The sequence below is a fragment of the Bacillus sp. OxB-1 genome (assembly GCF_000829195.1).
Taxonomy (GTDB): Bacteria; Bacillota; Bacilli; order Bacillales_A; family Planococcaceae; genus Sporosarcina.
Window position 1 is genome coordinate 2,568,421 of record NZ_AP013294.1, and the last position, 25,873, is coordinate 2,594,293.

General features: G+C 46.7%; 26 protein-coding genes and 1 pseudogene. 23 read left to right on the top strand and 4 right to left on the bottom strand.

The window, feature by feature from the left end; genetic code table 11:
• Window positions 1–6: 6 nt before the first annotated feature.
• From OXB_RS12600 to OXB_RS12650, 11 genes are all read left to right on the top strand, one after another.
• Entirely contained in the window at window positions 7–915 is a 909-nt protein-coding gene (locus OXB_RS12600; RefSeq protein ID WP_041074737.1) for an acetaldehyde dehydrogenase (acetylating), read from the top strand.
• The gene (gene dmpG / locus OXB_RS12605) at window positions 912–1,913 is read left to right on the top strand and encodes a 4-hydroxy-2-oxovalerate aldolase (protein ID WP_041074739.1); all 1,002 of its coding nucleotides are present in this window, start codon (window positions 912–914) and stop codon (window positions 1,911–1,913) included. Before OXB_RS12600 ends, dmpG begins: the two co-directional genes overlap by 4 nt.
• A gap of 55 nt (window positions 1,914–1,968) precedes the next feature.
• Entirely contained in the window at window positions 1,969–2,757 is a 789-nt protein-coding gene (locus tag OXB_RS12610; RefSeq protein WP_173426016.1) for a 2-keto-4-pentenoate hydratase, read from the top strand.
• A gap of 1 nt (window position 2,758) precedes the next feature.
• A complete protein-coding gene (locus OXB_RS12615; RefSeq protein ID WP_052484019.1) occupies window positions 2,759–3,553 on the top strand; it encodes a 2-keto-4-pentenoate hydratase in 795 nt (264 codons plus the stop codon).
• Window positions 3,553–3,753, top strand: coding sequence for a tautomerase family protein (locus OXB_RS12620; protein WP_041074741.1), 201 nt, complete (start codon window positions 3,553–3,555; stop codon window positions 3,751–3,753). Before OXB_RS12615 ends, OXB_RS12620 begins: the two co-directional genes overlap by 1 nt.
• Window positions 3,750–5,222, top strand: a complete 1,473-nt coding sequence (locus tag OXB_RS12625; protein ID WP_052484020.1) for an aldehyde dehydrogenase — start codon at window positions 3,750–3,752, stop codon at window positions 5,220–5,222. Before OXB_RS12620 ends, OXB_RS12625 begins: the two co-directional genes overlap by 4 nt.
• The gene (locus OXB_RS12630) at window positions 5,204–6,997 is read left to right on the top strand and encodes a PucR family transcriptional regulator (protein ID WP_144399701.1); all 1,794 of its coding nucleotides are present in this window, start codon (window positions 5,204–5,206) and stop codon (window positions 6,995–6,997) included. The genes OXB_RS12625 and OXB_RS12630 overlap by 19 nt, the downstream gene beginning before the upstream one ends.
• 573 nt (window positions 6,998–7,570) lie before the next feature.
• On the top strand, window positions 7,571–9,271 hold the full coding sequence (locus tag OXB_RS12635; protein ID WP_041074744.1) for a methyl-accepting chemotaxis protein: 1,701 nt from the start codon (window positions 7,571–7,573) through the stop codon (window positions 9,269–9,271).
• A 145-nt stretch (window positions 9,272–9,416) separates the two neighbouring features.
• Window positions 9,417–10,385, top strand: coding sequence for a proline dehydrogenase family protein (locus OXB_RS12640; RefSeq protein WP_041074746.1), 969 nt, complete (start codon window positions 9,417–9,419; stop codon window positions 10,383–10,385).
• A gap of 181 nt (window positions 10,386–10,566) precedes the next feature.
• On the top strand, window positions 10,567–11,208 hold the full coding sequence (locus OXB_RS12645) for an FMN-dependent NADH-azoreductase (RefSeq protein WP_041074748.1): 642 nt from the start codon (window positions 10,567–10,569) through the stop codon (window positions 11,206–11,208).
• 133 nt (window positions 11,209–11,341) lie between these two features.
• Window positions 11,342–12,934 (top strand): long-chain-fatty-acid--CoA ligase, encoded by a 1,593-nt coding sequence (locus OXB_RS12650; RefSeq protein ID WP_041074750.1) that lies wholly within the window; start codon window positions 11,342–11,344, stop codon window positions 12,932–12,934.
• A 52-nt stretch (window positions 12,935–12,986) separates the two neighbouring features.
• Here the strand turns inward: OXB_RS12650 and OXB_RS12655 are convergent, their stop codons facing one another.
• Genes OXB_RS12655 through OXB_RS12670 form a run of 4 tightly spaced genes read right to left on the bottom strand, consistent with a single transcriptional unit; the run spans window position 12,987 to window position 15,666 of the window.
• Window positions 12,987–13,844, bottom strand: coding sequence for an ABC transporter permease (locus OXB_RS12655; RefSeq protein ID WP_231860313.1), 858 nt, complete (start codon window positions 13,842–13,844; stop codon window positions 12,987–12,989).
• Entirely contained in the window at window positions 13,825–14,754 is a 930-nt protein-coding gene (locus OXB_RS12660; protein ID WP_041074754.1) for an ABC transporter ATP-binding protein, read from the bottom strand. The genes OXB_RS12655 and OXB_RS12660 overlap by 20 nt, the downstream gene beginning before the upstream one ends.
• Window positions 14,747–15,166, bottom strand: a complete 420-nt coding sequence (locus OXB_RS12665) for a hypothetical protein (protein ID WP_041074755.1) — start codon at window positions 15,164–15,166, stop codon at window positions 14,747–14,749. The genes OXB_RS12660 and OXB_RS12665 overlap by 8 nt, the downstream gene beginning before the upstream one ends.
• A gap of 14 nt (window positions 15,167–15,180) precedes the next feature.
• Window positions 15,181–15,666, bottom strand: a complete 486-nt coding sequence (locus tag OXB_RS12670; RefSeq protein ID WP_084212470.1) for a LytTR family DNA-binding domain-containing protein — start codon at window positions 15,664–15,666, stop codon at window positions 15,181–15,183.
• Between the two features lie 143 nt (window positions 15,667–15,809).
• Here OXB_RS12670 and OXB_RS12675 point away from each other — a divergent pair, with 143 nt between their 5' ends.
• The 12 genes and pseudogenes from OXB_RS12675 to msrB all read left to right on the top strand — a co-directional run bounded on the left by OXB_RS12675 (window position 15,810) and on the right by msrB (window position 25,858).
• Window positions 15,810–17,693, top strand: coding sequence for an ABC-F family ATP-binding cassette domain-containing protein (locus tag OXB_RS12675; protein ID WP_041074756.1), 1,884 nt, complete (start codon window positions 15,810–15,812; stop codon window positions 17,691–17,693).
• A gap of 59 nt (window positions 17,694–17,752) precedes the next feature.
• A pseudogene (locus OXB_RS12680) lies at window positions 17,753–18,885 on the top strand (virulence factor).
• Window positions 18,886–18,911: 26 nt separating this feature from the next.
• Window positions 18,912–19,346, top strand: coding sequence for a BrxA/BrxB family bacilliredoxin (locus OXB_RS12685; RefSeq protein ID WP_041074757.1), 435 nt, complete (start codon window positions 18,912–18,914; stop codon window positions 19,344–19,346).
• Window positions 19,343–20,125, top strand: coding sequence for a class I SAM-dependent methyltransferase (locus OXB_RS12690; RefSeq protein ID WP_052484196.1), 783 nt, complete (start codon window positions 19,343–19,345; stop codon window positions 20,123–20,125). Before OXB_RS12685 ends, OXB_RS12690 begins: the two co-directional genes overlap by 4 nt.
• Window positions 20,126–20,409: 284 nt before the next feature.
• The gene (locus OXB_RS12695; protein ID WP_041074760.1) at window positions 20,410–21,012 is read left to right on the top strand and encodes a YpjP family protein; all 603 of its coding nucleotides are present in this window, start codon (window positions 20,410–20,412) and stop codon (window positions 21,010–21,012) included.
• A gap of 75 nt (window positions 21,013–21,087) precedes the next feature.
• A complete protein-coding gene (locus OXB_RS12700; protein WP_041074762.1) occupies window positions 21,088–22,035 on the top strand; it encodes a thymidylate synthase in 948 nt (315 codons plus the stop codon).
• Window positions 22,036–22,067: 32 nt separating this feature from the next.
• Window positions 22,068–22,553 (top strand): dihydrofolate reductase, encoded by a 486-nt coding sequence (locus OXB_RS12705; protein WP_041074764.1) that lies wholly within the window; start codon window positions 22,068–22,070, stop codon window positions 22,551–22,553.
• Window positions 22,554–22,595: 42 nt separating this feature from the next.
• Window positions 22,596–23,435, top strand: coding sequence for a DegV family protein (locus OXB_RS12710; RefSeq protein ID WP_041074766.1), 840 nt, complete (start codon window positions 22,596–22,598; stop codon window positions 23,433–23,435).
• Between the two features lie 36 nt (window positions 23,436–23,471).
• Window positions 23,472–24,284, top strand: a complete 813-nt coding sequence (locus OXB_RS12715) for a GDSL-type esterase/lipase family protein (protein ID WP_041074769.1) — start codon at window positions 23,472–23,474, stop codon at window positions 24,282–24,284.
• 14 nt (window positions 24,285–24,298) lie between these two features.
• On the top strand, window positions 24,299–24,874 hold the full coding sequence (locus tag OXB_RS12720; RefSeq protein ID WP_041074771.1) for a YpmS family protein: 576 nt from the start codon (window positions 24,299–24,301) through the stop codon (window positions 24,872–24,874).
• 22 nt (window positions 24,875–24,896) lie between these two features.
• A complete protein-coding gene (gene msrA / locus OXB_RS12725) occupies window positions 24,897–25,427 on the top strand; it encodes a peptide-methionine (S)-S-oxide reductase MsrA (protein WP_041074773.1) in 531 nt (176 codons plus the stop codon).
• Window positions 25,424–25,858, top strand: coding sequence for a peptide-methionine (R)-S-oxide reductase MsrB (gene msrB / locus OXB_RS12730; RefSeq protein WP_041074775.1), 435 nt, complete (start codon window positions 25,424–25,426; stop codon window positions 25,856–25,858). The genes msrA and msrB overlap by 4 nt, the downstream gene beginning before the upstream one ends.
• Window positions 25,859–25,873 lie beyond the last annotated feature (15 nt).

Here is a 25,873-nt window from a genome sequence, read left to right on the forward strand (position 1 = left end):
AGCATCATGAGAAAAATCAAGTCGGCTATAGTAGGCAGTGGCAATATCGGCACGGATCTGATGATGAAGTTATTGAAGAAGGACAGCTTTTTGGAGTTGGCATTAGTTGTCGGAATTGATCCGGAGTCCGATGGGCTTCTACATGCCAGAAAGAGGGGCATCGCCACATCTTCTGAAGGGATCAATGCCATTTTGGAGCATGGCGATATCCAAATCGTCTTTGACGCAACGAGTGCCCAGGCACATATCGAACATGCGAAGAAGCTGAGGGAAGCTGGAATCATCGCGATTGATCTGACACCTGCGGCTGTCGGTCCATATGTCATTCCAAGCATCAATTTGGAAGAGCATTTGGATGAAATGAATGTCAACATGGTGTCCTGCAGCGGCCAGGCGACGACGCCATTGATTTACGCGGTTAGTCGAGTTGCACCTGTATTATATAGCGAAATCATAGCGACGATTTCAAGCGACTCTGTTGGACCAGGAACACGCCAGAATTTAGATGAATTCACAATTACGACAGCAAATGCCGCGAAGACAGTCGGACAGGCAGCAACAGCGCGTGCGCTGCCTGTCATTAATCCGGCAGAACCGCCAGTCATAATGAACAATACCATTTACGCAGTATTGCAAGATGCGACAGATGAAGAAGAAGTTAAACGATCAATTGAACAAATGGTTGCCCGTGTACAAGAATATGTGCCGGGTTTCCGTTTAAAAGGAAAGCCGTATATCGATTTGCGGGATACGCCGTGGGGCAAGCGCTATACAGTGATTATTATGAATGAAGTGGAAGGGAAAGGGGATTATTTTCCTGCGTACGCTGGAAACTTGGATATTATGACGGCCGCCGCCCAGCGTGTTGGTGAAAAATTGGCCGAGCATCTAGTGAAGGAGGGCGCCAAGCCATGACCGATCTCATCGTGACGGATACAACTTTACGTGACGGTTCACATGCCGTAAGTCATTCGTTCTCCCCTGAATTTGTCAGAGAAGTAACTATGGGGCTTGCGAAGGCGAACGTGCCCATCATTGAAGTCGGCCATGGGGCTGGGCTGCAAGGTTCCACGATACAGCAAGGCTTTTCGAAATACGAAGAGTGGGAACTCATTCAAGCAGCAGTAGAATCGAAAGGAGATAGCCAGATCGCTTCGCTGTTCGTGCCAGGCATCGGCACTCGTCCTCAAATTGTCGAGGCGGCTGCCATTGGGATCGATGTGATCCGCATTGCGGTTCATTGTACGGAAGCGGATATTTCACAACAATATTTCAAGCAGGCGAAAGAAAGCGGTCTGGTTGCTGTCGGATTTTTAATGATGAGTCATGCCGCTTCGCCGGAAAAGCTCGCTTTAGAAGCGAAGAAAATGGAAAGCTACGGTGCGGATAGCGTTTATATCGTCGATTCTGCGGGTGCTCTTGTACCTTTGACCGTTCGGGAACGGATTCAGGCACTGCAAAAGGACTTGACGATTCCCGTCGGATTCCACGCGCACAATAATCTAGGCTTGGCGATCGGCAATACGCTCGCTGCAATGGAAGAAGGTGCTTCAATGGTTGATGGGACATTGCGCGGGCTCGGCGCTGGTGCGGGAAATGCCCCGATCGAAGTTCTCATTGCAGTACTGAATAAAATGGGCATCGACTCGAATATTCACTTATCCCCGCTTATGGACTTGGCAGAAGATGTCATTGTACCGATCATGCCGTATCCGATTGTGATTAACCGGGATAATTTAGCGTCAGGCTATGCGGGCGTTTACAACAGCTTCTTGCTGCATGTACGAGAAGCTGCCCAAAAATTTAATGTGCAGCCGATTGCCATTATCGAGGAATTGGGCAAACGCCAAGCTGTAGCGGGACAGGAAGATTGGATTATTGATGTGGCCATGGAATTGGCATCAGCCAAATAAGGATTTCGGTTGCCAGCCAGCGATTAGCATCGGCAATTGTGAAGGAGGGAAATGGATGATTCCAGTAACGGAAATAGCAGAACAACTTCTAGTAGCGGAGCGGTCGAAAAAGACGATCGCCCCGCTAACGTCACAATATCCTAACTTGAATTTAGAGGAAGCCTATCAAATCCAACTTCAATTCGTGGAAGCGAAAAAGAATGCAGGCGCTACCATTGTCGGGAAGAAAATCGGGGCGACGAGTCAGGCTATCCAGCAAATGTTCGGTGTAGACAAGCCAGATTACGGCCATTTGCTTGACACGATGGTCTATATGGATGGCGATGTAATCCCGTTGGAGCGGTTAATCCAGCCGAAAGTGGAATGTGAAATTGCTTTTGTATTAAAGGAGGATATAATCGGCCCCAAGATTACGCCATTGGATGTCATCCAAGCGACTGATTATATACTGCCTGCGATTGAAATTATTGATAGCAGAATTGCAGACTGGCAAATCCAATTTGAAGATACTGTATCGGACAACGGCTCTTCGGCTTTAGTCGTGCTAGGCAGCAAAGGGGTCAAGCTGGAAGGTCTCAATTTAGAAACACTGGGCATGGTCGTGACGAAAAACGGTGAAATCATTCAAAATGGAGCAGGTGCCAATGTGCTTGGCAACCCTATTTATGCTGTCGTGTGGCTCGCCAACGCCTTAGCAGAATTCAATGTTCCTTTGTTGGCGGGTGAAATTATTTTGACAGGTGCCTTTACTTCGGCAGTGGATGCAAAGGATGGAGACGCCTTCATCGCTGAATTTGCCCATATCGGGTCCGTATCCGCCGTTTTTAAAGAAGGGGGGAAATGAAATGCCGATGATGGTAGCCAAAGATATCGTCCGAAGTTTGTATGAAGCTGAAAGAAACGCAGAAACAGTTGAACAGTTTGCATGTCATTTGGAATCATTTACGGAAAATGATGCGTATGACATTCAGGAGAAATTGATCCGGGAAAAATGCAGGCTGGAACAGACATTGCAATCGGGATGGAAATTAGGATTAACGAGTAAAGCCAAACAACAAATGATGGGAGTGCATGAGCCGTCATATGGTGTGTTACTGAAAAACATGCTGCTCTTGGAAGGACAAACCCATTCGTTGAAATCGTTTATCCATCCGAAATTGGAACCGGAAATCGGCTTCATTTTCAAGCGGGATATTACCGGGCCTTATATTACATCCGCTCAAATTGCAGAGGCGATCGATTATGTCGTTCCTGCCTTTGAACTGATTGATAGCCGTTTTGAGCGATTTAAATTTACGTTGCTGGATGCCGTCGCGGATAATTCATCGTCCTCTCGTTATATTCTAGGCAATCAATATTGCAAACTGGACCAAATCGATTTGCGGTTAATGGGCATCGTCTTTAGAAAAAATGGCCAGGTGCTTTCAACGGCTACATCCGCCGCAGTTATGGGCAATCCTCTTTCAGCGATCACATGGATGGCGAATAAATTGCTGAAGCGTGGACAGCACATTAAAAAAGGGGAAGTTGTTTTAAGCGGTTCATTAAGTGAGGCCATTTCCATTAAACCTGGAGACCATTTCAGCGCATCGTTTGACGGATTAGGGACGATTCATGTGTCATTTGGGGAGGAAGCGTAATGCCATTCATTCAAGTAACAATTGAACGAGGAAGGCCCCCAGAATTGAAAGAGCAACTTATCGTAGAGTTGACCGAAAGCGCGGTACATGTACTGGGAGCGCCGAAAGAATCGGTGCGTGTATTAATTCAAGAGATAGAGCCGGCCCATTGGGGAATAGCGGGAGAGTCAATTTCTAAGAGGAGAGAGGGAAGCCGATGATCAAGACAGGGAGCGATATACGCAAAATCCTTCATTATGTAAATGGTGCTTACCAAGAATCGTCAACCGCCGATACATTTGAAGTGAAGAACCCCGCAAATCAGGAGATCATTGCCTACGTGGCTGAAGCGAGTGAAGAGGATGTACGTCAAGTATGTCGGCACGCAAGGGAAGCTTTTGATAGCGGGCCATGGAGGACGATGACCGTTGCGGAGCGGTGCGCAAAAATCCGTCGCATGGCGGAAATTATCCTGGAAAGGCGGGAGGAGATTGCACGGCTTGAAGCGCTTGATGTCGGAAAGCCATATGATCACGCATTTTCATCCGAAGTCCCACGTGCTGCCCATAATTTAAAATTTTTCGCGGACTTTGTTGAGCAGCAGGGTGGAGAAGTGTACCCGATGGAAGACAATTTTTTGAATTATACCCGCTATGAACCGGTTGGCGTGGCAGGGTTGATCACACCGTGGAATGCGCCGTTCATGTTGACGACATGGAAGTTGGGGCCTTGCTTGGCAGCGGGAAATACTGCTGTGATCAAGCCGGCTGAAATGACTCCGCTTTCGGTGTCCTTATTGGGCGAAATCGCGGCACAGGCGGGTATTCCAGATGGGGTCGTCAATGTCATTCATGGGAAAGGTCGTCAAGTGGGGACCTGGTTGACGGAAAATGCAGATGTCGATTTGATTTCCTTTACAGGTTCTACTGCGACCGGGAAGCAAATTTTGAAAAACGGTGCAGATTCATTAAAAAAGGTTTCCTTTGAACTCGGTGGCAAAGCGGCGAATATCATTTTTGAAGATGCCGATTTAGAGAAGGCTGTACCTGTGTCCATTACAGCTGCATTCCTTAACTCCGGGCAAGTCTGTTTGGCCGGTTCGCGAATTCTTGTACAGCGATCCATTTTACTCGAATTCATCGCCAAGTATAAAGCGGCAGCTGAACAGTTAAAAGTAGGCGATCCGCAAGATACGGAGACAAAAATGGGACCGCTCGTCAGTGAAGAGCAATACGACAAAGTGATGCGGTATTTGGAAATTGCGGAGGAGGAAAACGCGACACTCATTACTGGAGGAAAACGTCCCGAACTTCCTGAAGCGCTAAAAAACGGCTATTATATTGCACCTACTATTTATGTTCATGAAGACTCCAATGCGAAAATTTGCCAAGACGAAATCTTCGGGCCTGTTGTGACGATTATTCCTTTTGAAACGGAGGAAGAAGCCCTTCGCATAGCGAATAACACAGAATACGGTTTGAATGGGGTTGTTTGGACGGAAAATTTACAGCGTGCGCATCGTATTTCACATGCTGTCCGTGCAGGGACGATTTGGGTGAATTGTTGGTTTGTAAGAGACTTACGCGCTCCATTTGGCGGCTTTAAAAAGAGTGGAATTGGCCGGGAGGGAGGGCATCATAGCCTCGAATTCTTTACGGAAGCCAAAAATATTTGTATTGCTTTGAAGTAATTCGAAGGAGGAATCCTATGTTCTTGGATGAGATCTCTTTGATTCGCAATGGTCAGCGGCAAACGGGCGAAGAAAAAAAGGTGGAATCGGATGGACTGAAGGTTCCTCCTTTTGAATTGGTTCCATTCATTGAAAAAGCGACCTCGTACATAGAGTCATCTGATTGGATGTACTATCAAATGGGGTTTACGATGGGGAGCGAGTTGTCTTATCAACCAGAAAAAAGTGATGAATCTTTTAAAGAAGTAACAAAAGCAATATTTCAAATTCGTTATATAGAAGTAAAATGCTTGGATCGAAAACAAAGAACTTACCTTGTGACGGCCGAATCTCCCGTGTTTTCAACGACGCAGGCACAGAATCTATTCTCGGGCTATTTGAGTGGCTATTTTTCTACAAATTTACAAGAGGAATTACTTGCTAAAATTGTAACTTCGACTGAACCAGGGTGCTTAACTTGGAAGGTGCAAGTCTCCCAGCATCCGAATGAGTCGGGTTCGCCGCTGCTCCATAATCCGTCTTATACGAGCACGGACAAGCAGTTGATGTTGGAAAATAATCAATTGAAAAAAGTAATGGATATCCATAACCGCTTAACGGATGAACTTATAAATACTGACAATCCGCAGGATATTTTATCTATTATGCGGGAGTATGTAACACTGCCGATAATTATTCAAAATATTTATGGAACTGTCACAGATTACGAAAACTGTACAAAAACACAGGCTGAAATCTTTCAAAAGGAATTTATGGGCAAGTATAGTGAATGGGTATTTAGGGAAAAGCAATGCATTCCGTGCGGGTCCCACTACCGATTGATCGCCCCCATTTTCCTGAATCAGAAAGTAATCGGGTATTGCTCTTTTATTTACAAAGATAAGCCTTCACAATGGCAAAGCAAAATTGAACAGATGTTGATTGGGCGCTTAGGATCCATTTGCAGCTTACTTTATATGAATAAAAAAAATATTTTCGATGCAAATGAGCGTGTGAAAGGACAGTTGTTTGAAAAGATACTTGCCAACGAATTTGAATCCGATGACCAAATTGCACGCGAGTTGAAAGTAATGAACATCGATTGGGAAGGTGCCTATCATATTGCATTTTTATCCATAGAGTATATTGATATGGATAAAGAAGAGCATTTGTCCATTTTTGCAGACTTTTACGATGAAGTGTTTCAGTTTTTCATTGAAAAAGATTTTGAAGTGCTCATGGTCCAACGGGCGAACGGAATTTTAATTTTTATTCCCGCGGCACGCACTCATCCAAGTTTAAAGGATGGACCGCAACGTTTTTACGAGCGGGTAGAAAAGTTTTTTTCAAAAATAAGATGTTATATCGGAGTTAGTTCAACGACAAAAGATTTAAATAATGTGAAGGAGATAACTGAAGAGGCCTTAACTTCCACACAGCTTGCAACGTCAAAAGAACCGATCATTCACTTCGATGAGTTGGGGATCCTCGGGATATTCGTCAATTCAAAAGATCACCATTCGATCCGCACGTTAGCCCGTATTGAATTGGGTCCTTTGTACGGGGAGACGGATCAGCATAAGGAATGGATGACAACACTGTATATGTATTTGCAACACGGTGGGAATTTGAAGAAGACGGCAGAAGATCTGATGCTGTCGATCAGCGGTTTGCGTTATCGGATGTCCAATATTAAGGATGTATTGCAAGATGATTTGAAGAACCCGATGCGTCAGTTTCATTTATTGTTAGCTTTAAAATCGCTGAAAATGGTAGAAGATTTTCAGGTTTGCTGAAAGTGAAGATCTTCACACCAACCTGAAGTAACACGGCGATGAAGATCAAGTATGGTTGTCATCACACCTCCCAGCAATCCTAAACCGGCTGTAAATACTGTCTATGATTACGATGGGAAAAGTAGTTAAAGCATTCGATGCGATATCGCAACGGGTGCTTTTTTCTTGTCTCCATCTAGCACTAACTGCAAATACCTGGTTGGTTACCAACTTAAATAATTCGGGTCCATAGCTCCCCCGTAAATAGTTGCTCGGATTAACGAAAAGTTTTTTAATATGGTTTCTTGAAAAGCCAAGCCATATTTGTAATTTCTATCGGACCTGACAAGCAAGGAATGGTGCCAATAGAACTTATTAGTTTTCAAAAGTAATCCATAAATCTATATTCCTATAGAACTTCATTTTACTCGTTTCGTTTGTAAAAACTGATATTTGCCATATATATTTAACAATTCTGCTTCATTTGTCCTAATTTTCTCTTAAAATCTCTTTGTTTCTGTCGAAATAAAGAGTATTATAGGAACTGAGACAATCTCCAATAGATCCATTTTCTTCAAAGACAGGGGTAGAGCGATGCGAAAGACATTAACGGTGCAACTTGGAACTATTATTGTAGGTATAATGATTGCCATGTTGGCCATCACTTCATTTTCCACATACAAAACAGCATATGACAAATTATATGACGCAGCCGGTGTGGAAGCGTACGGTTGCGCGAATATTACGACGGGTTTGATTCGTCCCGACGATGTTGAAAAGATGCTGGCCGGGGATCAGGCTACGAGGGAAGCGGTTGGCAACCAATTAAACTGGACGATCAACCACAAAGAGATATTCGAAACCCAATACATCCTGGATCTTGACGGAACCATCCTGGCATTGGATGATAACTTGCGCGACAAAGGTTTCAAGCCGGGTGATTCGTTCCATATGGATGAGAAAGCGATCGATATGTTGCTTTCCATGAAGCACCCGACCTATTCGGAACTCTATGAGGCGGGCGGGATGCAGCGGCTTTCGGGTTATGCTCCAATTTTCAAGGATCACGATTCGAATAATGAAATCATTGCGATCAGCGTCATTGATTTTGATGGCTCCATCGTAGGTGAGCGGACTTGGGATGTCGTCCGAAACGGTATTTTGATCAGCTTGATTCCGATGTTGATCGCCTCCGTTATCACGTTGTACTTGATTCGCAGAAAAACGAAACCGATCTCTTCTTTGATCGCCCACGCGAAGGAAATCGCGAACGGCAATCTGGCGATAGAAGATACGGTCGTCAAAGGGCATGACGAAGTCGGAGATCTTGGACGGACGTTGAACACCATGACGGCCAATTTACGGGAAATGATCGGGACGATGCAGTCGACATCCGTCCAGTTAAGTCAAAATTCCCACGAAACGGCAGCCACTTTGAATGAAATGCAGGCGGCGGTCCAGCAAGTGGCCCAGAACATGGTACACACGGTAGAATCCATCTCCGATGGGACATCCAATGCGGAAAACGCATCGTCTATCCTGCATTCATTAGCGGAAGGGCTGCAAGATTCACGGGAAAAAGCAGATGTCACCGTCCAGAACTCAAGAAACACGATGGAGATTTCACAAGAAGGGCAGCGTCGGGCCAATGAAATCCGGGAGGATATGGAAAAGATCCGCAACTCATCCAATGAGGCAAGCGTGACTGTGCAAAACCTGATCGACTCGACGAAAAAAATCCAAGATATTACAGGTTCCATCTCTGCCATCGCCGCACAGACGAACTTGCTGGCGCTCAATGCGTCCATTGAGGCGGCCCGTGCCGGTGAACACGGAAAAGGGTTTGCTGTCGTAGCTGACGAAGTGCGGAAACTGGCGGAGCAATCGAACGAAGAAGTATTAGAAGTGGAAAAGCTTGTTCAGGAGATTACGACGAGCATCCGCGACGTCGTCCATTCGACAACGGAAAGCACGAAATTGATCGAGACAGGAACGGAGACCGTCCGATTGACGGCGGAATCGCTTAGCGAAATTTCAAGAGCGGTTGCGGAAACGGTAGAGGAGATCAGCATGATTTCCGAGACGACGGCGGCGGAAGCTGAAAGTTCCAAGCGAGTCGTCGAGCTGATCAATCAGTTGACGCAATCGATCCGGTTAATCGAAGACGCTTCTAATAATATCTCGGCCGCGACGGAACAGACTTCCGCTTCCATCGATGAAGTGGCGAGCCGTTCAAACGAAATGAGCCATATGTCGCAAGAGCTCGAGAAAATTGTTGGCCAATTTCATATTTGAACAAAGACCCGCAAAAGTGATGCTGCTTTTGCGGGTTTTATTCAAAAGGAAGAATGGTAAAGATAAATGATGTGCGATATCGGAATACGGAAGAATTGCAAATGGTATACTGAAAACAAATACATCAGTTTGAGGAGCATGCGTCATGCTAAAGGATTTGTTTATCGGATTATCGCAAAATCAGTTTCTCAATAATGCGGCGAAACGATATGGTTTGAAGCTTGGTGCGCAAAGCGTCGTAGCCGGGACGAATATACCGGAAACGATTCAAAGCATTAAAGAATTGAACGCGCATGGCATCTCGTGTACGGTTGATAATCTCGGGGAATTTGTGAATCATAAGGACGAAGCGACCGCTGCTAAGGAACAGATTCTGGAAGTTATTGAAGCAATCCATCAACATGAAGTGGATGCCCATATTTCATTGAAACCGACACAGCTTGGCTTGGATATTGACTATCATTTCTGTCTGGCTAATTTGCGGGAAATCGTGGAGAGGGCGGACGGTTATTCTATTTTCGTCAATATCGATATGGAGGATCATAGTCACTTGCAGCCTTCGTTTGATATTATGGAAGAGTTGTCCAAGGAGCATTCCAATATCGGGACCGTCATTCAGGCGTATTTTTATCGTGCCGAGGAGGATATCCAAAAATATAAGGACTATCGTCTTCGCATCGTCAAGGGGGCGTACAAAGAGCCTACGGAATATGCTTATCAGGACAAGAAGGACATCGATGCTAATTTCATCAAGTTGATCGAATATCATTTATTGAACGGGAAATTCACCTCTGTTGCGACGCATGACCATCATATTATCAACCATGTCAAACGGTTTGTGAAAGAACATGACATTCCGTTTGATCAATTCGAATTCCAAATGCTCTATGGCTTCCGCCGCGAAATGCAATTGGAACTCGCAAAGGAAGGCTATAATTTCTGTACGTACGTTCCATTCGGCAGCGATTGGTACGGCTATTTCATGCGACGACTCGCCGAAAGGCCGCAAAACTTGAATTTGGTTGTCAAGCAAGTGTTCACGAAGAAAACAAATACGATGATCGGGTTGGCGGCCGGTGCCTTTTTGCTCGGACGTTTGACGAAACGAAAATGACTGCTGAAAGCATGCCTTATCTGGATGGGCATGCTTTTTGAATTTGTTGGCTTAATACGAGCTCGAAAGGCAGCACGATCCCTTCCCAAGCAAGCAGATTGTGATTTACTTCTTCTTCACCTATAATGATAGTTGGTTTTCATTTGAGATAAATATATACATATAAAGGAGTCAGATTATAATGAATGTATTAGTCGTCAAGGCAAATAACCGGCCTGCCGAACAAGCCGTAACAAGTAAAATGTACGATGTATTCATGGAAGAAGTATCAAAAAGCGATCAGCTTGCCATTGAAACTTTCGACGTGTTCGAAGAAGATATGCCGTATTTCGGGCAGGATTTTCTTTCCGCGATGGGGAAACAATCGAAAGGTCTGGAGCTGACGGAAATTGAGCGGCGGATTCTGGCGGCTTCCACAAAAGCATTGGATGCTTTCATGAAGGCCGATACCGTCGTCTTTGTATTCCCTCTATGGAATAAAACCATCCCGGCACCGCTTCAAACATTCATCGATTATATCTACCGCGCAGGCGTGACGTTCCGCTACACGGAAGAAGGCCCGATCGGCTTGGTTCCAGAAAAGAAAGTGATCATCCTTAACGCACGCGGGGATGTCTACTCTGCCCCTCATCTGCGCGCTATGGAAATGAGCGTCAGCTATATCCGAATGATCATGGAATTCTTCGGCGTCCAGGATTTCGAAGAAGTCATCATTGAAGGCCATAACAAATACCGTGACCGTGCTGCCGAAATCATCGAAGAAGGCATGGAGAAAACAAAAGAAATGGCTGCCCGTCTTGCAGAAGGGAAAGTCCACGCATAATAACAGAGCACCTCGGTTCCGGGGTGCTTTTCTATTGTCTGAAACGCTGAAATGATTTCCAGTCTTTCCAATTCTCCTGATGACGGATAAATCAAAATGTTATATACTGTATGAAAACAAAGGGGGTAGGGAAATGAATGTACCATTAACATTGCCACAATTTCTCGATCGGGCGGTCATCTTATTCGGTGAAAAAGAGGCCATTCACTGTGAAGGCCGCAGTTTTACGTATAATGAATTGAATGGCCGGGTCAACCAACTGTCCCGGGGACTACAGGATTTAGGCATTCGAAAAGGGGATCATGTCGCCTATTTAGCAGGGAATTCGGTCGAGATGTTGGAAGGTTTCTATGGAGTTTATCAGGTGGGCGCGGTCATGGTTCCATTGAATACTCGTCTAAAGCCGGAAGATTATGTATTCATCTTAAACCATAGCGAATCGAAGGTACTGTTAGTCGACCAAGATCTTTATGAATTGATTGAACCGATCAAAGACCAACTGACTACAGTCCGCCAAATCATCGTCCACTACAAAGAGCCGCAGACAAAAGAAATCGATTACGATAATTGGCTTGCGTCGTTTTCCAGCGCAGCATTCGATCGTACGGAAATCGATGAAAATGACGTTTGCAGCTTATTGTATACGAGCGGAACGACGGGCAATCCAAAAGGGGTCATGCTGACACACCGGAATAATTATCTCCACGCGTTGAGCACGATGCACCATCTCCGTGTTCGGGATGAGGATGTCCTTCTGCATGTGTTGCCGATGTTCCACGTCAACGGCTGGGGATCGCCGTTCTATTACACGGCAAATGGTGCGTCGCAAATTTGTGCAAGGAAGCATACGCCAGAGTCGATCATCAAAGCAATCCAAGAGCATAAAGTGTCGATTCTACATATGGCACCGACAGTTCTGAACTCAATTCTTCAATACCATGATCAGCATAAACCGGTTATCGACCATGACGTTCGGGTCATCATCGCCGGCTCGGCACCGCCGCCAGCGTTCATTACCCGGGTCGAGGAAGAGCTTGGCTGGGAATTCATCCAAGTGTACGGCATGACGGAATCCTCCCCGCTTAGCTTGGTATCGACTATCCGCTCCCATTTGGATCATCTGTCCGATGGAGAAAAGATCCAATTGAAGGCAAAAGCCGGCTACCCGATGATCGGATCGGACGTGCGGATCGTGGATGAGATGGGGAATGAAGTGCCTCATGACGGGGAGACGGCAGGGGAAGTCGCCGTTCGCAGCCATGGGGTCATGAAAGGCTATTGGAAAAATGAAGCCGCGACGGAGGAAGTGCTGCAAAATGGCTATCTGTTGACAGGCGATATGGGGACGATCGACCAATATGGCTATATCAATATAGTAGACCGGAAAAAAGATGTCATCATCAGCGGAGGGGAAAATATCTCTTCTATTGAAGTGGAAGGCGTTCTTTACGGGCATCCGGCTATCCTCGAAGCGGCCGTCATCGCGGTGCCGCATGAGAAATGGGGGGAGACGCCGCATGCGTTTGTCGTATTGCGTGAGAACATGACAGCGACGGAACAGGAGATCATTGACTTTTCCAGGTCTAAACTAGCCCATTTCAAAGCGGTCACGGGTATCACCTTTGTTGATGAACTCCCGAAAACGGCATCCGGAAAAATCCAGAAAGTTCAAATCCGCGACGCATATTGGGAATCGATCGGCAAAGAAGGCCGGAAAGTGAATTAAAGCAAAAGAGCATGTTCTGTGTAAGTAAAAGTTTTACACAGAACATGCTTTTCTAGTTCTTTTTTTTCATCATTACAATGAGGGAAAGGATGAAAAAGAGGATCGTGATTCCAACTAGATAGAAAATACTGAACCATTTCGATGCAGGGTTGCCATTGATCTCATAAAAAATACCCATATTGAACTGGAAAGACTCTTTCATCCCTGGCGGCGCATTTAAAAAAGCCTCCGCGAGCGAAGTTTCCATCAACACTTGCCGAAATAATGCGACCGAATGAGAGGCGGGAAACCAAGTAACAACCGGATGCAAATAATCAGGTAAACTTCCGATCGGTATATAGATTCCAGCTAAAAAACCGATAAATGTTCCGATCAGCATACTTGCTGCAGCAAAGGCATTCGATGTTCTGAAAAAAGAGACGAGCAGTAAAATCATCGATCCGCTTGCGACAACGGATAATACAATGATGCCTCCTAATTGGATCGTATTCTGTATTGATAAGAGAGCGCCAGTTGAAAATAGGAGATACACATCAACCACAATCAGTGTAAATGAGCACATGAGAGCACCTACAAAAAGCGCGCTTGCTATATATCCGCCAACAATCCCGGTTCGAGATATGGGGGATGAAAAGAAGTCCCTATCTATCTTAGTCGCTCTGTCATTTACGAGAGTGCCAAATGCTCCAAGTGTTGTTGTGACGGATGTGACAGCAAGAATACCTGCTATAAACCACGCATTCAACAGATTCTTTTTCGATGGAAAGTCGGGTAAGTTATCGGACGTCATGTCCGCCAAAAAGAGCACATATAAAGCGATAAGAATGAAGACGGATAGCATCGAGAAGAAAACAGTCGTCTTATCCCGGAAGTAGAGCATGATATTACGTTTAGCGAACGCGTACATCATCGTTCCCATCCTTTCCGTTAATAGCGATGAAAACATCATCCAAGCTGGATTTCCTTACTTCAAATGATGAAATGTAGGAAGAAAATTTTGATAGGATGGGAATTGCATCGGTCGTTTCATTTAGATGAATATGGAAATAGGATTTATCCTCTCTAACAGCAATCCCTTCCGCAGCGAGTTGTTGGCGCAATTCCATTTCCTTCTCCGTCGTTATCGACAATTGGTGTGAAGAATAGCTGTTTTTCAATTGTTCTGGCGTACCTTTTGCGATAATGCATCCTTCTTTCATGACAACAACATAATCCGAATTGGCTGCTTCTTCGATATAATGCGTAGTTAAAAAGATGGTCATCCGAGTTTCTTTTTGAAGCCGCAATATCATTTTCCAAATACTCTTCCGGCTTTGAGGATCAAGACCCGTAGTCGGTTCATCCAATATCAAAATAGTCGGTTGGTGGATTAACGCCCGCGCAATATCTGCCCGCCGTTTCTGCCCCCCTGATAATTTGCCGTAGCGCTGATTCAAAAAAGAAGTGCAATCGACAATTTTCACGACTCTATGGATGGCCTCTTTACGTTCCTCTTTGGACATTCCATAAAAAGATCCCCGTAAGTCCAAGTTTTCTTTGACAGTCAGTAGAGGATCCAGCACACTTTCTTGAAAGACCACGCCAATTTCCTTTCGAATGAAGTGATCCTGTTTTCCGATCGCATAGCCGTTCACTTTCACTTCACCGCCATTCTGTTTCAACAATGTCAGCAAAATTGAAATGGTTGTCGATTTTCCAGCGCCATTTGTTCCTAGAAATGAAAAGAGGGACCCTTCTTCTACGAAGAAGCTAATATCTTTTACTGCTTGTACGTTTCCGAATGATTTTGACAATCGATTCACTTCAATTATTTTATTCATCCGTCATCCTCCGTTTCTTTTTTGCAATCACAGAATTGATTTCCTGTGCGCTTAACAGATTTCCAATATAGGCTACGACCATTACGCCAATATACGTCAAGAAACCGGAAAGGCAGACAAAAAGGGCATTACGCCAGATAAGAGGAAATAATTGAAAAAAGATTCCAGCAATCAGCAGTACGAAAATGACAATCCCGAGTTCCAGTAATCTTGAAATAATGGGATGATTAATTGGAAACTGTTTCTTGGCAAACATTAAAATTGTGATGGTGAGCGAAATTAGTAAAATATTCAATCCCATTTGGTTATCTAAAGTAGGGAAAATGGATAAGTAACTAAAAAATAGATAAAATGCAAAACTAATTGTAAAGGCAATACAACTGATCATGACAAAACGGATAAACCCACTCATATCCTCATAACACCTCACTTTAGAAATTTCTCTTTAAACGATTTTGCATAATGCCGATTGACAATCACTTTTTCACCATTCGTCAATGTTGCTTCAAACCTTCCGTTAAATAAGGCTCGGACGTGGTCTACATACATCGTATTAACGATCAAGTTTTTACTGATGCGGATGAAATGTGTGCTTTCCAGAAGCTTTTCCAGCTCATATAATTTCTTATTGCTTTCGTAAACATGGTTCTCGTCGTAGATAAATGTCTTACTATCAACTGATTCGATATAATACAAATCATCTGCGATAAGAGAATAGGTAGTTTCCTCTTTCAAGCCGATCAACGAAATATAATTCTGTTTGATCTGCTCAATCAAATTGGAAAGCCTGCTATCAATCCGGGGACACTGGATCGTAATTTGAATATCCTCATATTTTTCGGATTCATCAATCTGTAAACGAATGGTCTTCACACCCTTTCTGAATAGAATTGCATGTGAAAATCGTATCATCTGTCTTAATCTGTCACAATGCTTCTCGGGTGACCTGCATTATTCTTCGGCTAAGTTGCATTCAAGGAGGTCGTCCCCTTTCAAAAACTGCCCCGAATCGGCTATGATAGAACTATGGAGTCATGAGAAATGGAAGTGAAGGTATGAGTCAATTGATCATAGAGAACCTGACGAAGACGGTCGGGGAGAAAACGTTGTTCCAACAAATTGCGTTCACAATCGTGAGCGGGGAAAAGGTCGGCTTGATCGGCGTTAACGGGACGGGGAAATCGACGCTGTTGTCGATCATCGCAGGGGAAGAAGAGGCAGACTCGATATCGAGGGACCATCCGAACCAATATCGGATTGCCTACTTGCCGCAGGAGCCGGAAGTAGATCCCACGTTGACCGTGATGGAAACGGTTTTTATGAGTGATGCCCCGATCATCCGGCTGAACTTGGATTATGAGCACGCGTTGCAGGCGTTGACCGAAACTCCCGAATCGGCGGCTAATCAAGAGCGGTTCGCGAAACTTCAAAATGAAATGGATGCTCAGGACGCTTGGGATTTGAATGCCAAGGCAAGAACGATCTTGACGAAGCTTGGCATCGATACCTTTGATAAGAAAATGGGGGAGCTTTCGGGAGGTCAGCAGAAGCGGGTTTCCTTGGCGAAAGTGCTGATAGAACCGGCAGATCTTCTGCTATTGGACGAACCGACGAACCATTTGGACGTCCATTCGATCACGTGGTTGGAGGATCATTTGAAAAATGAGCAGGGCGCCGTCCTGTTCGTTACCCATGATCGCTACTTCCTGGATGCGATTGCCACTCATATTTACGAACTCGCAAATCGCACATTGTATTCCCACACAGGGAACTACGGTGATTATATTGAATCGAAGGCGCTCCGGGAAGAGATGGCGGCCGCGACGGAGGATAAAATGCGCAACCGGTACCGCTCGGAATTGAAATGGATCCGGCGGGGTGCCAAAGCCCGTTCCACGAAACAGAAGGCGCGAATCGGCCGATTTGAAGAGCTGGAGGAAAAATTGAAAAAAGGCGAGCAGAAGGGCGAGATGGACGTCGCTTTGAAAACATCCCGGCTCGGACGGAAAGTGGTGGAAGCGGTCAACGTATCAAAAGCTTTCCACGGCAAATCAGTGATCGATGATTTCTCATTCCTCCTTCAATCGGGGGACCGCATCGCTGTCGTCGGACCGAACGGAGCAGGGAAGTCGACATTGCTCAATCTGATTTCGGGTGAAATCGAACCGGATAGCGGATTGATCGAAAAAGGTTCGACGGTCAAAATCGCACATTTCCATCAGCATATTCCCGTAATGGAGGAGTCGAAACGGATCATCGAATACATCCGCGACACCTCGAATGATATCGAAGATGCGGATGGCGTCCGGATTTCCGCTTCGCAAATGCTGGAACGTTTTCTATTCCCAGCTTCCACCCACGGGACGCCGACTGGGAAATTATCCGGCGGAGAGCGGAAACGGCTCTATTTGCTGAAACTGCTAATGGAGCAGCCGAATGTATTGTTGCTGGATGAGCCGACGAACGACCTTGATCTGGAAACATTATCCGTCTTGGAAACCTTCATCGATACGTTCCCGGGTGTCGTCATCACCATTTCACATGACCGGTTTTTCCTCGACCGGACATCGACAAAGCTATGGGTGCTCGATGGCGCCGGGAAAATCGACACGTACTTCGGCTTATACTCCGATTATTTGGAAATGGCCGCAAGTGTACCTACACGCGAGCCAGCGCCCGTCAAAGAGCCGGCACAACCCGTCGTGAAGGAAACAAAGAAAAAGATGACGTACAATGAAAAGAGGGAATGGGAAACGATCGAGGCCGATATCGAAAAAGTGGAGGAACAGATCGCCGCGACCGAGGAGGAAATGGCGGCGGCCGGTTCCGATTACGATAAACTGCGGGAGATGACCGCAGCCCTCGACGAGTTGAACCGAACCTACGAAACATTGATCGAACGCTGGTCTTATCTACAAGAAATCGCTGATTCAATTTAATGCAGCAAAATCACTTGTATAACGCCGTGGCGTAATTGATTAAGAGGAGGCAGTCTACATTGAAAATTAAAACGATCGAACCGACACCGAGCCCCAACTCCATGAAGATCGTGCTCGATACGGAATTGCCGCAAGGCGTGGCCCATAATTATAAAAAAAGCGATGCTGAAACAGCACCGTCCCCAATAGCCGAATTGCTCGGCATTCACGGAATCAAAGGTATCTATCATGTTATGACTTCATGGCGGTGGAACGAATGGCCAACGTCGCCTGGGAAACGATCCTGGCGGAAGTGCAAGCTGTGCTGAACGATGAACAATCGGATCCTGCAGAAGCGCAGGAAGCTGTCGACGAGACATACGGGGAAGTCTATGTCCATGTTCAGACATATAAAGAGATACCGCTTCAGGTGAAAGTGTTCGATAGCCAATCCGAAGAGCGGTTCGGACTGAGCGAACGTTTCCTGGAAGCGATGGAGCAGGTCCATTCTTCCGAAACGGAAAACTATATTTTATTGCGCAAATGGGCGGATTACGGCATTCGCTACGGGGAGAAGGAGGAAATCGGGCAACTCGTCATCCAGGAGATCGAGGCGGCCTATCCGGATGAACGGCTTGAAGAAATCATCCGCAATGTTCAAGAAGGCCATGAGCGGACAAGCCAACGGGGACGAAAAGTGTCTTTGGTAGAGTTCGATGTTCCGGAATGGGAGACGCGCTTCCAATTGCTCGATCAGATGCCCGATCCGGACCTTGATGATCTTCCGCTTCTCGAAAAAGCTTTGCAGGACGACAAGATGTCCATCCGCCGCTTAGCCACCGTCTATTTGGGGATGATCGAGGACGAGGCTGTCATTCCGTATATCGAACGGGCCTTGCACGACAAAAGCTGGGCAGTTCGCCGGACAGCGGGCGACTGCATGAGCGACCTCGGATTTCCGGGCTTCGAATCGGCAGCGATGGAAGCATTGCAAGATAAGAACAAATTGGTCCGTTGGCGGGCCGCGATGTATCTGTATGAAACCGGGACGGAGCGGGCGCTGCCTGCCTTAAAACAAGCGGAAAACGATCCGGAATTCGAAGTGAAACTGCAAGTCCGTATGGCGATTGCCCGTATTGAAGAAGGGGAAGAGGCAAAAGGTTCGGTATGGAAGCAGATGACGGAAGCAAGGGCCGCGACACCGAACGAATAATTAGTCAAGAAAGGGGTTTACGGATTATGAGAGCTTATGAAGAGTACATGCGCAATGTGTATAAACCGATGCGAGAAGAAATGGTAGGGATGGGCTTCACGGAATTGACGACTGCCGAAGAAGTGGAGGGCATCATGGAAACGGCGGAAGGGACCGCATTGATCGTCATCAATTCAGTCTGTGGCTGCGCGGCGGGCTTGGCTCGCCCAGCTGTCCGCGAAGCATTGGAAGAAGCGGAGCATCGACCGGACCATCTGTTCACCGTATTTGCGGGCCAAGACAAGGAAGCGACGGAAAAGATGCGGGAATACTTTTCGGAAGTGCCTCCGAGTTCGCCGTCGATCGCTCTATGGAAAGATGGCGCATTGGCATACTTCATCCCGAGGGAGCAGATTGAGAATTTCCAGATGGAGCAGATCAAAGATCATCTGGCAGATGTACTCGTCCAAGTGTGCAAGTGAGCACCATCATAACGACGGGAGGGCGGCCGGACGAAGTTTCGATTGAATTGGCAATGGTCGCCTCCCAAGCGCTCGGTTATCCTTTCGTCGAACGTCGAAAAACGTCCGTTGCGGGACTTCAACAACGATACGGCTCCCACGTCATCGTCGCCGGAAAAGGACGGTTCGAGCTATTCCGGATCGGCATGGATAAGCCGTTTTTCTTCCATCCGAATACAGCCGTTTTCCGCCTGAAACGGTTGGCCAGAGGGGAAAAGGATCCGATGGTCGAAGCTGCGGGACTGCAGGCGGGTGATTCATTCCTCGATTGTACTCTCGGCTTGGCGTCAGATAGCATCGTGGCCTCCTACATTACGGGGGAAACGGGCCAGGTGACAGGCGTTGAGGCGGATCGTGATGTTGCCTTCTTGACGGAAAGGGGATTGAGGACATTTCCGTCAGATGACGATCGTTTGCGAAAGGCGATGAGGCGAATCGATGTTCTTCATTCAGATGCGCGTTCCTTTTTACAATCGCAACCGGCTGACGCATGGGATGTCGTCTACCTTGATCCGATGTTTCATGCGCCGATTGAGGAATCTGCCAATTTCACGCCCCTTCGCGAAGTGGGCGTCCATGGTCCGCTGACAGACGCCTGGTGGAACGAAGCGCTCCGCGTCAGCAGGCGCTGTGTCGTCGTGAAAGACCGTTATGATTCAGTCGTTTTCGAGCGGTTCGGCATGAGACGAGTCAAACGGCCGAACACGAAGTTCCATTTTGGCTATTTGAATAAAATATAAAGAAAAACGCCGCGCTTTCCTTGATGGAAAAAACGGCGTTTTTCTGCTTGTCCTGATGCAATCAATGCGTAAAGTTAAGAGAGCTTAAGTAAAGAATCAAAACGAGCAATCCGATACCGACAAGTAGTTCAACATTCATCTGTATGACCCTCCTTCAAAAAGACACACATTTATACATTTTTATTGTACAATGAAAAGAAGAAAGAAGAAACCATTTCCCACGTATTTCGTCTAACAAGACAGGGGCATTTAAAAAATTGTACACAAATGGGTGGTGAGAACTGATGGAAAAATGGTTGCAGAAAACGTTGGTCGTGGCAGTTGCGCTTCTGACCTTCGGCGCCATTTCACCGAGCCATGAGTTATGGACAAACTTGCAGGAGAAGGAAGAAACCAATCCAGGACTGCATCCAGGGACGCCACCGGACGACTTCCAGGTCGGTGTGGCAGAGCGAGATTTCGAGCCGATGCCAATGGAAGAACCGTCGTCGATCGAGGATACGCTCATTTCGTCTGCAAAAGAATTGTCTTATATGAAATTCGGTTCCAAAATCGGGCCGGTCATCCAGGATGAATTCGACGAAGTGATTTTCCCGAAAATCGAAGAGGCGATCCAGATGACGCTCGCAAACTCCGACGATGTACATAAACGGCGGCTTGCCATCAGCGAACGGCCGGCGGGCAACTATTCCGAAAAAATCTTCCATGTGTTCGACATGGATGCCCGGAAAGACTTGATCCGCTTCCATGTGCGCACGGAAAAGCGTCCACTGGAAGGCTATTACTTCAATTTCCATTATCACATCGCCCATGACGGATTTAACGCGCATCACACAATCGGCGATATATATTGGTCGAAGAACACACCGCCCAAATGGTTGTCGTAACCATCTGGGGCCGGTGTGTTTTTCAATCTCATCCGACCATGCTATACTGAACACTATAGCTAGGAGGGTTTCAACATGAAACAATATCTGGAATTATGCCAGCATGTCCTGCAATCCGGTACGCGTAAAGAGGATCGGACGGGAACAGGGACAATCAGCGTATTCGGATACCAGATGCGCTTTGACTTAAATGAAGGATTTCCACTGATGACGACAAAAAAAATCGCCCTGCGGCTGATCGTGTCGGAATTGCTCTGGTTCTTGAAAGGGGATACGAACGTTCGGACGCTGGTGCAGGATCGGAACCCAATCTGGGATGAATGGGCTTTTGAACAATGGGTGACCAGCCCGGAGTACAGAGGGCCTGATATGACGGACTTTGGCAGAAGGGCTGTCAAAGACCCTGAATTTGCGACTGTCTATGCGGCGGAAATGACGAAATTCAAGGAGCGGATTTTGGCGGATGAGGAATTCGCCGGAAAGTATGGTGATTTGGGACCTGTTTACGGAAAACAATGGCGTTCTTGGTCTGCGGGAGAGGGTGGGGATACCATCGACCAGATAGCGAATGTCATCGAAAGCATCAAGCGGAATCCGGATTCCCGCAGGCATATCGTGACGGCGTGGAATCCGGCTGAAGTGGAAGATATGGCACTGCCGCCCTGCCATTCGCTGTTCCAGTTTTACGTCGCCGATGGCAAACTATCTTGCCAGCTCTACCAGCGGAGTGCCGATATTTTCCTGGGCGTTCCGTTCAATATTGCATCGTATGCGCTACTGATCCATTTGATCGCGCAGGAGTGCGGGCTTGGGGTAGGTGAATTCGTCCATACATTGGGAGATGCACATATTTATCTCAATCATCTCGACCAGGTGAAGGAGCAGCTATCCCGTGAACCGCGGAAACTTCCTACCTTGAAGCTTTCTATGGAAGGGAAATCCATCTTTGATTTGCATACGGAAGACATTATGGTGGAGCACTACGATCCACATCCAAAGATTAAAGCGCCCATCGCAGTTTGATGAATTTTGGCATGGAAAGAAGGGAGAATGATATGATTTCATTACTTGTTGCGCATGATCCGGACCGGGTGATCGGGAAGGAGAACCAGTTGCCGTGGCATATACCGGAAGATCTCGCTTATTTTAAAAAGATGTCAATGGGTAAAGGCATTGTCATGGGTAGAAAAACGTTCGAATCGATCGGCCGTCCATTGCCTGGGCGATTGAATATAGTTGTTACGCGGAATGAGGATTTCCAGTCGGAAGGGGTAACGGTCGTCCATACATTGGCGGACGCTATCGAAAAAGCGCAAGCCTTCCATGACGAAGTGGTCATCATCGGCGGAGCGGAGATTTTCCGCTTGGCGATCGGGATTGCCGATCGGATGTACGTTACGATAATCCAAAAGCACTTCGAAGGTGACACCTTTTTTCCGCCCTACGGCGACGAATGGAAATTGACTAGCGTTTCCGAAGACTACCAATCGGCGGATGGCACGCCATATTCCTTTCTTGTCTATGAAAAGCTTTCCGATTAAAAGCTGCGGAAAGGTTACTCCATTTTTTATAGGGGGCATATTATGAAGAAAATTCATATCGTGACGGATTCTACTGCTGATTTATCGGAGGAAGACAAGGAAAAGTACGGAATCCATGTCGTTCCTTTAACCATTCAAATCGATGATTCGACGTATGTGGATGGGGTCGATATCAAGCCGGACTCCTTTTTGAAATTGATGAAAGAGGCGGCTCAGCTGCCCAAAAGCTCCCAGCCGGCTGCCGGCGTTTTCAAGGAGTTGTACGACGAACTTGGAAAAGACGGAGATGCGATCATTTCCATACATATGACAGGCGGCATGAGCGGGACTGTGAAATCAGCGCAATCTGCAGCGGAAATGACTGAATCCGAAGTGACCGTCATCGATTCGATGTTCATCTCGCACGCCTTGACATTCCAAGTGCTGGAAGCTGCCGAAATGGCAGAGGAAGGCAATTCGGTCGAGGAAATCGTAGAGCATTTGGCAGGGGTCCGGAAAAGGACGTCCCTCTTTGTCGTCGTTGATATCCTCGATAACCTCGTGAAGGGGGGGCGGATCGGAAAAGGGAAGGCAATGATCGGCTCCTTGCTGAATATTAAGCCGATTGCCACCTTGCAAGATGGTGTCTATACACCTGTTGCCAAAGCGAGAAGCCATAAGCAAGTCGTTTCGTATTTATTGAAAGCATTCAAAGAAGAGACGGCCGGTAAAATCATCCGGAGAGTCGGCATTTCGCATGCCAATGGTTTGGCGATGGCTGCTCCTCTGAAGAAGTTGTTGGAAGATTCGGGTGTGAAAGATATCAATCTGACTTTCACGACGCCGATCATCAGCACGCATACAGGTGAAGGCGCCATCGGTTTCATGTATTACACGGAGTAAAAGTGATTTCGAATGATAGAAAAGGGGAAACCATATATGAGAAGAGTTTTCGGCCTGGTGATCGCCTTCTCATTGATTTTATCCGCCTGCTCGAAACCGCCCGTTTCAACAGAGCCTTTTTCGGAACGTGATCGAACAGCTTTCACGAAATGGAACATCCCCGGGTATTTCATCCTGAAAGAGGTTCAAGTGATCGGGCTCGGAGACTCCCTCACGCAGGGTGTAGGCGATGAACAGAAACGGGGTGGATACTTTGGCCGTTTGACGGACCGGATGAACGAATGGAAAGGGGTCAAGGAGGTCGAGGCAGAAAATCTGGCCAAACGGGGGAGAAGGAGCGATCAATTGCTCGAGCAATTGGGTGAGCGGGATGTCCGAAACAAGATCGAAGACGCAGAAGTCATCCTGTTGACCATCGGCGGCAATGACATCATGAAAGTGGTCAAAGAAAATCTGTTCGAATTGACAACCGGCCCGTTCTATCAAGAGCTAGGTCGATTCGAGGACCGCTTGGATGAGATTTTCATGACTGTCCGTCTGTTGAACGGCGATGCGCTGATTGTCGTGGCCGGACTCTATAATCCGTTTTCAATTGTGACGGACGAAGTGCATGAATTTGAAGAAATCATCCAAGATTGGAATGAAGCTATCGAATTGCGGACCGTCTTGGATGGAAAATCCTGTTTTGTGCCTGTCACCGATCTGTTCGATTCGAATGTCAACATGGTCTACCACACCGACTTCTTCCATCCAAATGCTAAAGGATATGAAATGATGACAGAACGCTTTTTGTCTTCAATCAATAAATGCGACCTATATGAAATGTCGGATGGAGATTTGGAAATGTAGGAGTTGAGGATCGCGTGAACCTATGGAAAATCGGATTTTTTACATTGGCAGGAATCGTTATAGCCGCCCTATTGACTCTCGTTCTATTCATTGGCAGTACGGGGGAGTCGGAGCCGTTGCCTGATGCAAAACAGATAGCATCTACGACGAATGTCCTGACGGTGCATTCGACGAAGGAGGACTTGCAAGGGATTGCGAATACGTATATCCGGAAGGCGATGAAAGGCGAACCGCTTCCCGTCACGATGGAAGTGCAGGACGAAGTCATCCTCTTATCGGAAATGACGGTTTTTTCCTATACTTTGCCCGTCCGGATGCATTTTGACCCGGTTGTGCGGGAGGATGGGAACTTGATCCTGAAGCAGTCATCGATGGAAATCGGGCAATTGAACGTTCCACCGTCGACCGTTTTGAAGATTCTGCGAGACTCGGTCGCATTGCCTCCGTGGATGATCGTTCGCCCGGCCGAAGAAGAGTTATTTATCGACCTATCAAGGGTTCCGGTTTCGGGCAATTTGCAAGTGAAGGCGAAAACATTCAATTTGGCGGAAGATGAAATCATTTTGGAAATCATGATACCGAAAGAATGAGAATAGGAAGGGAGAAATTCCAATGGCACAAGCACTGGCCACTTTTGCGGGTGGCTGTTTTTGGTGTATGGTGAAACCGTTTGACCGATACGAAGGCGTGCTTTCCGTCGTTTCGGGATATACAGGAGGCGACGTTGAAAATCCGACATATGAGCAGGTTTGCACGAATATGACCGGACACCGGGAAGCCGTCCAGATCACGTATGATGATGAAGTCATCACCTATGGAGAGCTATTGAACATCTTTTGGCGTCAGATCGATCCGACCGATCCGGGCGGCCAGTTTTACGACCGGGGTGAGTCGTACAGGACAGCTGTTTATACACATACACCCGAGCAACAGCGGCTTGCGGAGCAATCGAAAGAAGCACTCGAACAATCGGGAAGATTTAATAAGCCGATCGTAACCGATATTATTCCAGCTAAAACATTTTATCCAGCAGAAGAAGGTCACCAGGATTACTACTTGAAGAACCCGGCACATTATAACCGCTATGCGGTCGGATCCGGGAGAGAACGATTCAAATTGGAAAAATGGGGTGAAGAGGCATGAAAGAGGAATTGAAAAACAAATTGACTCCGATTCAATACCATGTCACACAAGAAAACGGGACGGAACCCCCGTATCGTAATGAGTATGACCAGCATTTCGATGAAGGGATCTATGTCGATATCGTGTCTGGCAAACCTTTATTCAGCTCCAAGGATAAATACGATGCTGGATGTGGGTGGCCAAGCTTTACGAAACCGATCGAACCCGACGAAGTGACCGAGCATTTCGATACTAGCCACGGAATGCGCCGAACGGAAGTGCGCAGCAAAACGGCGGATTCCCATCTCGGCCATGTATTTCCCGATGGTCCGCATGGGCCAGGCCAAAACGGCCTACGCTACTGCATCAATTCCGCCGCCCTCCGCTTCATCCCGGTCAGCGAACTGGAGAAGGAAGGCTATGGAGACTATTTGACACAATTTAACTCGTAGAAAGGAAGGGGGTGG

Coding starts and splice junctions, on each gene's coding strand:
- OXB_RS12600 (WP_041074737.1), top strand. CDS start 7: ATGAGAAAAATCAAGTCGGCTATAGTAGGCAGTGGCAATATCGGCACG.
- msrA (WP_041074773.1), top strand. CDS start 24,897: ATGGCACAAGCACTGGCCACTTTTGCGGGTGGCTGTTTTTGGTGTATG.
- OXB_RS12655 (WP_231860313.1), bottom strand. CDS start 13,844: ATGATGTACGCGTTCGCTAAACGTAATATCATGCTCTACTTCCGGGAT.
- OXB_RS12665 (WP_041074755.1), bottom strand. CDS start 15,166: ATGAGTGGGTTTATCCGTTTTGTCATGATCAGTTGTATTGCCTTTACA.
- OXB_RS12640 (WP_041074746.1), top strand. CDS start 9,417: ATGCTAAAGGATTTGTTTATCGGATTATCGCAAAATCAGTTTCTCAAT.
- OXB_RS12675 (WP_041074756.1), top strand. CDS start 15,810: ATGAGTCAATTGATCATAGAGAACCTGACGAAGACGGTCGGGGAGAAA.
- OXB_RS12615 (WP_052484019.1), top strand. CDS start 2,759: ATGCCGATGATGGTAGCCAAAGATATCGTCCGAAGTTTGTATGAAGCT.
- OXB_RS12695 (WP_041074760.1), top strand. CDS start 20,410: ATGGAAAAATGGTTGCAGAAAACGTTGGTCGTGGCAGTTGCGCTTCTG.
- OXB_RS12705 (WP_041074764.1), top strand. CDS start 22,068: ATGATTTCATTACTTGTTGCGCATGATCCGGACCGGGTGATCGGGAAG.
- OXB_RS12645 (WP_041074748.1), top strand. CDS start 10,567: ATGAATGTATTAGTCGTCAAGGCAAATAACCGGCCTGCCGAACAAGCC.
- OXB_RS12610 (WP_173426016.1), top strand. CDS start 1,969: ATGATTCCAGTAACGGAAATAGCAGAACAACTTCTAGTAGCGGAGCGG.
- OXB_RS12670 (WP_084212470.1), bottom strand. CDS start 15,666: ATGATACGATTTTCACATGCAATTCTATTCAGAAAGGGTGTGAAGACC.
- OXB_RS12660 (WP_041074754.1), bottom strand. CDS start 14,754: ATGAATAAAATAATTGAAGTGAATCGATTGTCAAAATCATTCGGAAAC.
- OXB_RS12620 (WP_041074741.1), top strand. CDS start 3,553: ATGCCATTCATTCAAGTAACAATTGAACGAGGAAGGCCCCCAGAATTG.
- OXB_RS12700 (WP_041074762.1), top strand. CDS start 21,088: ATGAAACAATATCTGGAATTATGCCAGCATGTCCTGCAATCCGGTACG.
- OXB_RS12650 (WP_041074750.1), top strand. CDS start 11,342: ATGAATGTACCATTAACATTGCCACAATTTCTCGATCGGGCGGTCATC.
- OXB_RS12710 (WP_041074766.1), top strand. CDS start 22,596: ATGAAGAAAATTCATATCGTGACGGATTCTACTGCTGATTTATCGGAG.
- OXB_RS12685 (WP_041074757.1), top strand. CDS start 18,912: ATGAGAGCTTATGAAGAGTACATGCGCAATGTGTATAAACCGATGCGA.
- OXB_RS12715 (WP_041074769.1), top strand. CDS start 23,472: ATGAGAAGAGTTTTCGGCCTGGTGATCGCCTTCTCATTGATTTTATCC.
- msrB (WP_041074775.1), top strand. CDS start 25,424: ATGAAAGAGGAATTGAAAAACAAATTGACTCCGATTCAATACCATGTC.
- dmpG (WP_041074739.1), top strand. CDS start 912: ATGACCGATCTCATCGTGACGGATACAACTTTACGTGACGGTTCACAT.
- OXB_RS12635 (WP_041074744.1), top strand. CDS start 7,571: ATGCGAAAGACATTAACGGTGCAACTTGGAACTATTATTGTAGGTATA.
- OXB_RS12625 (WP_052484020.1), top strand. CDS start 3,750: ATGATCAAGACAGGGAGCGATATACGCAAAATCCTTCATTATGTAAAT.